At 66.5% G+C, this 8,070-nt stretch carries 7 protein-coding genes; 5 read left to right on the top strand and 2 right to left on the bottom strand.

Annotated features, from left to right (window positions below):
• Positions 1–4: 4 nt before the first annotated feature.
• On the bottom strand, positions 5–1,936 hold the full coding sequence (locus CXY91_RS04655; RefSeq protein ID WP_100959483.1) for an FAD-binding monooxygenase: 1,932 nt from the start codon (positions 1,934–1,936) through the stop codon (positions 5–7).
• Positions 1,937–1,991: 55 nt separating this feature from the next.
• A complete protein-coding gene (locus tag CXY91_RS04650; protein WP_100959482.1) occupies positions 1,992–2,774 on the bottom strand; it encodes a class II aldolase/adducin family protein in 783 nt (260 codons plus the stop codon).
• 451 nt (positions 2,775–3,225) lie between these two features.
• On the opposite strand from CXY91_RS04650, the gene CXY91_RS04645 reads away from it, so the two are divergent.
• The 5 genes from CXY91_RS04645 to CXY91_RS30805 form a co-directional block, all read left to right on the top strand.
• Positions 3,226–3,702 (top strand): MarR family winged helix-turn-helix transcriptional regulator, encoded by a 477-nt coding sequence (locus tag CXY91_RS04645; protein ID WP_425285458.1) that lies wholly within the window; start codon positions 3,226–3,228, stop codon positions 3,700–3,702.
• A gap of 268 nt (positions 3,703–3,970) precedes the next feature.
• Positions 3,971–4,930, top strand: a complete 960-nt coding sequence (locus CXY91_RS04640) for a Bug family tripartite tricarboxylate transporter substrate binding protein (protein WP_100959481.1) — start codon at positions 3,971–3,973, stop codon at positions 4,928–4,930.
• A gap of 151 nt (positions 4,931–5,081) precedes the next feature.
• The gene (locus CXY91_RS04635; RefSeq protein ID WP_100959480.1) at positions 5,082–6,005 is read left to right on the top strand and encodes a helix-turn-helix domain-containing protein; all 924 of its coding nucleotides are present in this window, start codon (positions 5,082–5,084) and stop codon (positions 6,003–6,005) included.
• A 291-nt stretch (positions 6,006–6,296) separates the two neighbouring features.
• Positions 6,297–7,544, top strand: a complete 1,248-nt coding sequence (locus tag CXY91_RS04630; RefSeq protein ID WP_248307354.1) for an MFS transporter — start codon at positions 6,297–6,299, stop codon at positions 7,542–7,544.
• A 16-nt stretch (positions 7,545–7,560) separates the two neighbouring features.
• Positions 7,561–8,070 (top strand): ferredoxin reductase domain-containing protein (locus tag CXY91_RS30805; protein ID WP_465246840.1); only part of this gene is annotated, 510 nt, incomplete at its 3' end.

The raw sequence follows: 8,070 nt of genomic DNA, 5'->3' as shown, positions 1-8,070 counted from the left end.
GCGGTCAACCGGTCGAGGTCTGCGGCAGCATGAAAGCAGCGAAGAACGCAGCCAGGGCGGCGTGATCGTCGAGCGGCAGGGTGTTCGCGACGTATTGGTCGGGCCGCACGATCACCAGGCAGCCGCGCTCGCGGTCGATCCCGCGCAGGTCGAAGATGTCCCAGCCGCTTTTGAAGTCGGGGCAGAACACCTTTTCGTAGTCGATCAGGCCGAGGCGGCCCTTGCGCGGCAAGAGCAGGCTCGGCAGCGCCTCGACGGCGACCTCGCGATGAGGCTGCTGCAGGATCGCCCGCAGGTCGATGACCGCGTCGATATCCTGCCCTGGCTTGGTGTAGCGACGCAGCGGCGATGCGTGCGAGGTTGCCAGAGCCTCGCACAGCGTGCGCAGGCGTGACGTCGGCGCGGACGGATCAGCCCTGTCGGCGAAGGCGTAGAGGCGCCAGCGGCCATCGGCCTGCGCGACATGGCCGAGCTCGACCGGCTTGGCGTCGCCGAGCCGGATCACTGGCGCGGACTGGAAGCGCGCGCCGATCGGCAGTCCCGTCGCCAGATGCGCATGAGTGGACTCGCCCGTCAGGACGGAGGGCGCGTAGCGGGTCGCGGTTCCCGCGGTGTAGCGGCCGTGCCTGACGAAATAGGCCTCGACCTCCTTGGGATCGACACCGTCGCCGCTCTCCGAAGTCTTGAGGGGGGCGCTCAGCATCTTCGCCCATTCGCGGTCGAAGTCGATCAGCTCCTTGGCGATGGCCTGGCGCTCGGCCGAGTAGCTGTGCAGCAATTCCGGCGGGCATTGCCCGCGCAGCACCGCGGCCAGCTTCCAGCCGAGATTGAAGGCATCCTGCATCGAGACGTTCATGCCTTGGCCGGCCTTGGGGCTGTGGGTATGGCAGGCATCGCCGGCGATGAAGACGGCTGGCAGGCGTTGGTCCAGCTCGCCTGCCGGCACGTCGTCGAACTTGTCGCAGAGGCGCTGGCCGATCTCGTAGACCGACCACCAGGCGACCTCCTTCACCTCGAAGCTGTAGGGACGCAGGATGCGCTGTGCTGCGGAGATCAGGTGCTCGACGCCGATGTTGCGGCTCGCGACCCGCTCGTTTGCGGCGAGCTTGTCGAGCTCGACATAGATCCGGATCAGATAGCCGCCCTCGCGGGGAATGATGATGATCGTGCCTTCGCCGGCCGACTGGATCAGCGCCTTCAGCCGCACATCCGGGAAATCGGTGACGGCGAGGACGTCCATGACGCCCCAGGCCTGGTTGGCGGAATCGCCTTCGAGGGTGCGGCCGATCGATTTGCGTACGGCGCTGCGCGCGCCGTCGCAGCCGACGACATAGCGCGCCCGGACGGTCTCGATCGCACCCTCATGCGCGGGATCGACGCGCTCCAGCCGCACTGTCACCGGATGCGATGCGGCGTGGTCGATCTCGAGGTCGATCAGGCGGCGCGAATAATCGGGTTCCAGCCGGCTTGGCGAGCGCCTCATCACGTCGAGGAAGAAGTCGTGGATCCGCGCCTGATTGAGGATGACATGCGGGAATTCGGAGAGCCCGTCCTCGACGTCCTGGATCCGGCCGCTGCGCGTGATCGCGCCCGGCCTGCCTGCGTCCGGCTTCCAGAACACGGTCTCGTTGACCCAATAGCTCTCCTTCAGAACCTGCTCGGAGAAGCCGAAGGCATCGAACATCTCGATGGTGCGGCAGGCGATGCCATCCGCCTGGCCCAGCTCCAGCGGCCCGGGCTTCTGCTCGACGATCCGGGTGGAGATCTCGGGAAAGGCCGAGAGCTGGGCTGCCAGGGTCAAGCCGGCCGGGCCGCAGCCGACGATCAGGACATCGACCTCCTGCGGCAGGGTGTCCCGGGCAGACGACGCAAGATTGGTGGCGGGCTCGGAGACGGAAGGATCGCCGGTCCGGAAGCCGTTGAGATGGAACTGCATGGCGGCGACCTTCGGTGATGCAGGACGATTGAGAGGACCGAACGCGACCGGCGTCTCAGCGCCGGCGGGCGCGGGCCTGTTCGAGCCACATCTCCCAGGGGCGGTGGACCTGCGCCTCGATGCTGGCGACGCAGGCGCGGCTTTCGCCCTCGGTGAGGTAGGTGACTTCGCCGAGCTGCATCGCCTGGAGCTGATAGCGCGCATTGAGCTCGGCATAGACGGCGCGGTAGACCGCCTGCTTGATCGAGCCGCCGACCACGGTCGAGCCATGGCCGCGCATCAGGACGATGTCGTGCCCGTCGAAATGCTCCGCCAGCGCCCGGCCGAGCTGGTTGTTGCTGATCAGCAGGTCGGTGGCATCGCCCCCTGCCTCGCGAATCTCGAAGACCGGCGCGCCCTGGCCGACGAAGCCGGCCATGTGGAACATCGCCCGGAGCCGGGTTCCCTTGACGACGCTGAGCGGCACGATCGAATGCGAGTGACTGTGGATCACCGCCATCACATCCGGGCGCCTGCGGAAGATCTCGGCGTGGATGAAGCGCTCGAGATAGACCTTGCGGCCATTGGCATTCACCGCCTCGCCGTCGAGCGTGAACTCGACGATGTCCTCGGCGGCGACCCGGCTCGGCGCCATGTTGCGCGCCAGCAGGAAGCGGTCGGGGCGCTTGTCGTGGCGCACGCTGATATGGCCGAACGCGTCGACGACGCCCTGGTCGAACAGGATGTGGTTGGCCGAAACGAGCTCCTCGACGATCTCCGGTGAGGGCGCGACCGAGGCGGTGGCCGTGTCGGCTAGGTCGACGGCGATGGGCTGGTTGCCATAGTCAGACGTGCACATTGCTCGCTCTCTCCGAAATCGACTTGATCAAAACGACCAGCCGGGCCCGCCAATCAGGCGGTGGCCGCCTGGTCGGGTTGACGGTCAGAGAGGCTGAAGGAATGCAGGGGCTACCAGCCGCTGCACGAGCGGCGCCAGCTTGCCAGCGCCTTTGAAGGCACTGGAACCAACCTCCCATCCGGCGATCTCTGAAAATCGTCCGTATACTGATTAACAGGATACGCGCAGATTTTCCGGTGTCAACCGGGGCCGAACGGTGAGTGCGTTAGTGCTCGGTTCGGACAAGCCTGAGGCGGGGGCGCTTTGACCGCTTACGGATTGAAAGCATACGATCTATAGCGGAGATGCAGCGATCGAGCCGAGCAGGCTTCGCCTGACGAAGAGCCGGCGACACGAATATTCGAGCGGCGGAATCCACCCGTTGCCCCACCAAGGCAAAGCGACGATGGCGATGGACGATATCTATCATATGCCCGGCCATCTCATCCGGCGCGCGCAGCAGATCGCCGTCTCGCTCTTTCTGGAGGAATGCGCGCCGGTCGACCTGACTCCTGTCCAGTTCGCGGCGCTGGTCACGGTGCGCGACAATCCCGGCATCGACGCCACCCGCCTGTCGGCGCTCGTCGCCTTCGACCGCTCGACGCTCGGCAATGTGCTGGAACGCATGGAGGCCAAGGAGCTGATCCAGCGTTCGGGCAGCAAGGACGACAAGCGGATCAAGGTTCTGCACCTGTCACCGAAGGGCGAGCGCATCCTGGAGGAAGCCGGGCCCCTGGCGCAGCGGGCGCAGGAGCGCATCCTCGCCCCGCTAGCGCCGGAGGATCGCGAGATCTTCATGCGCATGCTCGGGCAACTCGTCGAACTCAATAACGAAGCCTCCCGCGTGCCATTGCGCCTGGACGCGGTTCGCTCATCCGACGCCGCCTGAGGGCGCGGCTTCCAACATTGCGATCGGGCCGAAGCGGCCGCGCGACTCCGTTTCGGGTTCGGGCGGCTCGCTGTTTGACAGCATCAAGATACGATGCATACTGATAATAAGTATGCGTCCTTGTTTCGCGAAGCGAGCGGCAAGAGCACCTGCCGGCACCACCTTGCCGTGCCGGGTGCTGCTGCAAGTCGAGATTGAGGACCACAGACTGCTTTTCGAACCGAACCCGAGAACCGCGAGCAACGCGGCTCAATCCGGAGGAAACCAGGTGATCATCACACGACGTGCCGCCCTGACGGGGCTCGCTGGCGCCGCGCTCGCGCCCCGTGCCGCCTTCGCCCAACGCAAGATCGTCAGGCTGATCGTGCCCGCTGCGGCGGGCGGCGCGATCGACGTGATCGGCCGGCTCTACGCCCAGCGCGTTGCGCCGGCACTCGACGAGTCCTGGGTGGTCGAGAACAAGGCCGGCGCCAGCAACACGCTGGGCGCGGCCGAGGTCGCGCGCGCTGCGCCCGATGGTACGACCTATCTCACCAATGCCGACATCCACATCATGGCCAGGCATGTGATGCGCAGCGTGTCCTATGACCCACTTGCCGATTTCACGCCGATCTCGCGCTTCGCGATGTCGCCTATGGTGCTGATCGGCTCGACGAAGACGCCAGAGACCCTGCCGGCGCTGATCGCGCAGATGAAGGCGAAGCCGACCGAGTATACCTTCGCCAATTCGGGGCTGGGCAGCATGGGCCACCTCGCCACCGAGAGCTTCAAGCTCCGCACCGGCACGAGCGCCGAGCTGGTCAACTATCGCGGCACGGCTCCTGCGATCACCGATGTCGTCGCCGGCCAGGTGCCGCTGATGGTCGCCCCGCTCGGCTCGGCGCTGTCCTTCATCACCGACGGAAAAGTGCGGGCCTTCGCGATCATGGGGGCGCAGCGCAGCAAGCTGCTGTCGAACGTGCCGACCGCCGGCGAGCAGGGCTTGTCCGATCTCAACTTCACGCTCTGGTACGGTCTCTGGGGGCCGAAGGGGCTGCCGGCCGAGACGGTGCAGCGCGTCAACGCAACGGTGCAAGCCGCGTCGAAGGATCGCGAGATCGTCGAGAAGCTGACGGCGCTCGGCGCGGAGGCCGTGACCGAGGATCCCGCGAGCTTCGCCAAGTTCATCGAGGCCGAGATCCAGCGCGCCAACCGTGTGGTCGAGGAAGCCGGCATCAAGCCGGGCTGATTGAGCGAGCCCTGCAGCTTTGGCGCGTCCACGCTCGCCTGGGCGCGTTACTCGGCGTTGAAAACAGCCGATCACGCTTCGCATCGCCTCCTGGATCGATTACGTTGTCTAAAATCTGAGATTCAGATGATGCGGCAGGTGAGGCGGCTCGATGGCAATCCGGTTCGAGGACATCGGTGAGCGGCTGAAAGCCTACCGCCTGGGGCGCGGGCTGCTGGCCGAGGACGTCGCCGAACGTCTCGGGATCTCGCGGGCGGCGGTCTACCGGATCGAAGCCGGCGGCGTGGTCAAGATCGAGACCCTGGAGCGGCTGGCGACGCTGCTGGAGACGACCGTCGCCTCGCTGCTCGGGGCAGGGGTCGAGTACTATTCAAGCCCGCTCAGCTATTTCGAGCGCATGCGGCAGATCGAGGAGCAGGCGGACCAGGTCGTCGCGCATTTCCCGCCGCTATCGTACCTCCTGACCTCGGATGGCTATTCTGCCCATTTGCGGCAGACCCTGGTGGAGGTGCTGCCGCCCCATGTCGTCCGAGATCAGGCCGTGGCCGAGATCGACGCGATCATCGCGATCCTCGACGAGCGCAAGAATGCCCGCAAGCGCCGCCGGCTGAGCGTCGTCAATTTCGTAAACGTCCTCGAGATCGAGCGCTGGCTGAAGCTCGGCGTCGTCGGACGCTTCAATCTACCCATTGCCGAGCAGGCCCGGCGACGCCTCGCGGCGCGCGTCGAGGTCGAGCATCTGATCGGGCTCATCGAGAGCGAGCCGATGGGCGTGCAGATCGGCCTGATCGAGGAGACGGTGCCGAACATCACCTTCCAGCTTTTCCGGACGGCGGAAAAGACGCTGCTGGGGCTGAGCCCGTTCCGCCTCGGCGGCGAGTTGCCGAATCTGCGGTCCGGGATCGCCATGCTGACGGCGGATGAGGAGCCGGTACGCCTCTACGAGGACATCGCCGACGGGCTCTGGCGCCGGGCCCTCAAGGGCAGCGAGGCCGGGGCGGTGCTGCGGGCGACGCTCGATCGCTCGGCGATCGCGCAGGTGCCGCCAAAGGAAGCGTCGTCGGAGCTGGTCTGAAGCCGATTGAGTGATCTGTCGCAAAATTGAGATTGTTCTTGCAATTGAGATTTTCGCGTGACATAGGGGAATGACACGATGGCGCCGGTCTTCCGGTGCCGTAGCGGATTTCCCGCGGTCGACCTCGATGTCTCGGCCGTCAAGCGGCGCAGCCAAGCGCCCCGGGAAAGCGGGCGAGGGCCCAAACTCCAACCGTCTTGAGACCGGCCGGCAGCCGCGCGCGGGAGCGCGCGCTGGTGCTTTGGCGTTTTGGTGCGCATCGCAAAGAAAAACAGACCGGGGAACTTCACCGTGAGTGACAACCAGGCCGCCATGAGCGGCTCCATCACCCTATCCTCTCCGACCGAAGTCGACGGCAAGGCCCGCAAGGCGCTTTGGGGCGCCGCGATCGGCTATGCCATGGACGGCTTCGACCTGCTGATCCTCGGCTTCATGCTGCGGACGATCTCCGCCGACCTGCAACTGACCCAGGGCCAGGCCGCCTCGCTCGTCACCGCCACGCTGATCGGCGCGGTGCTGGGCGGCATCGGCTTCGGCATGCTGTCGGACCGCATCGGCCGCGTCCGAGTCCTGACCTGGACGATCGTCCTCTTCGCCGTCTTCACCGGCATGTGTGCGCTGGCACAGGGCTATTGGGACCTGCTGATCTATCGCACCATCGCGGGCCTTGGCCTTGGTGGCGAATTCGGCATCGGCATGGCCCTGGTCGCAGAAGCCTGGCCGGCGTCGAAGCGGGCGCGCGCCTCCTCCTATGTCGGCCTCGGCTGGCAGGTCGGGGTGCTCGCCGCGGCGATCGCGACCCCGATCCTGCTGCCGACGATCGGCTGGCGCGGCATGTTCGCCATCGGCATCCTGCCGGCGGTCGCCGCCTATTTCATCCGCCATTCGCTGCATGAGCCGGAGGTCTTCGTCGCCCGCAGCAAGGACCGACCCAAGGAGTCGGCGCTGCGCCTGCTGGTCAAGGACTGGGACACGACGAAGCTGAGCCTCGGGATGGTCGTGCTCTGCTCGGTCCAGAACTTCGGCTATTACGGCGTGATGATCTGGTTGCCGAACTACCTGGCGACCCGCTTCGGCTTCGCCCTGACGCAGTCGGCGGTCTGGACCTCGGTGACCATCGCCGGCATGGCGGTCGGCATCTACGCCTTCGGCCATATCGCCGACCGGATTGGGCGCCGCCCGGCCTTCTTCGGCTACATGCTCGGCGCCGCCGTGATGGTGATCGTCTATTCGCGGCTGACCGACCCGTTCCAGCTCCTGGTCGCCGGTGCGGTGATGGGCTTCTTCGTCAACGGCATGCTCGGCGGCTATGGCGCGCTGATCAGCGAGCTGTTTCCGACGGCCGCCCGCGCCACGGCCCAGAACGTGCTGTTCAATATCGGGCGCGGCGTCGGCGGCTTCGGTCCGCTCGTGGTCGGGACGATCGCGGCGGCCTACAGCTTCGAGATGGCGATCGCCTTGCTGGCGACGCTCTACGTGCTCGACATCCTCGCCATGTGGTTCCTGATTCCGGAGCGGCGTGGCGCCGAACTCGCCTGAGCGCGGGGATTTCGTGATGTCGATCCAACGCGATCAGTCGCTGGCGACACCCGTCGCCGCAATCGGCGGCGGGAGCTCTCCGGCACCGTGGAAGGCGACCATCGTCGCGGAGCTCGCCGAGGTCGTCCGCAACGAGGCTGTGAACGCCGAATATCGGCATCTCGTGGCGAGCTGCAGCGAGGAGGCCGCGGCGGCCCAGCCGGGGCAGTTCTTCCAGCTACTCTGTCCACAGCCGGCCGGCGAGCAGCCATTCCTGCGCCGGCCGATGAGCCTCTATGGCGCCGATCCCGACAAGCGCCAGGTCGAGTTTCTCTACAAGGTGACCGGCGCCGGCACGCGCGGGCTCGACACGCTGAAGCCGGGCGACCGGCTCGACATCATGGGACCTCTCGGTGTCGGCTTCACGCTCGACCCGGCATTGCGCCACATCGTCGCCGTCGGGCGCGGCGCGGGACTGGCGACGCTCGCCCCGCTGGCCAGGGCGGCGAGAACAAACGGCACCCAGGTGACGGCGGTCTTCAGCGCG

The sequence above is a fragment of the Allobosea sp. FBZP-16 genome (genome assembly GCF_002831785.1).
GTDB lineage: Bacteria > Pseudomonadota > Alphaproteobacteria > Rhizobiales > Beijerinckiaceae > Allobosea > Allobosea lupini.
This window is presented reverse-complemented; position numbering and strand designations above follow the sequence as displayed.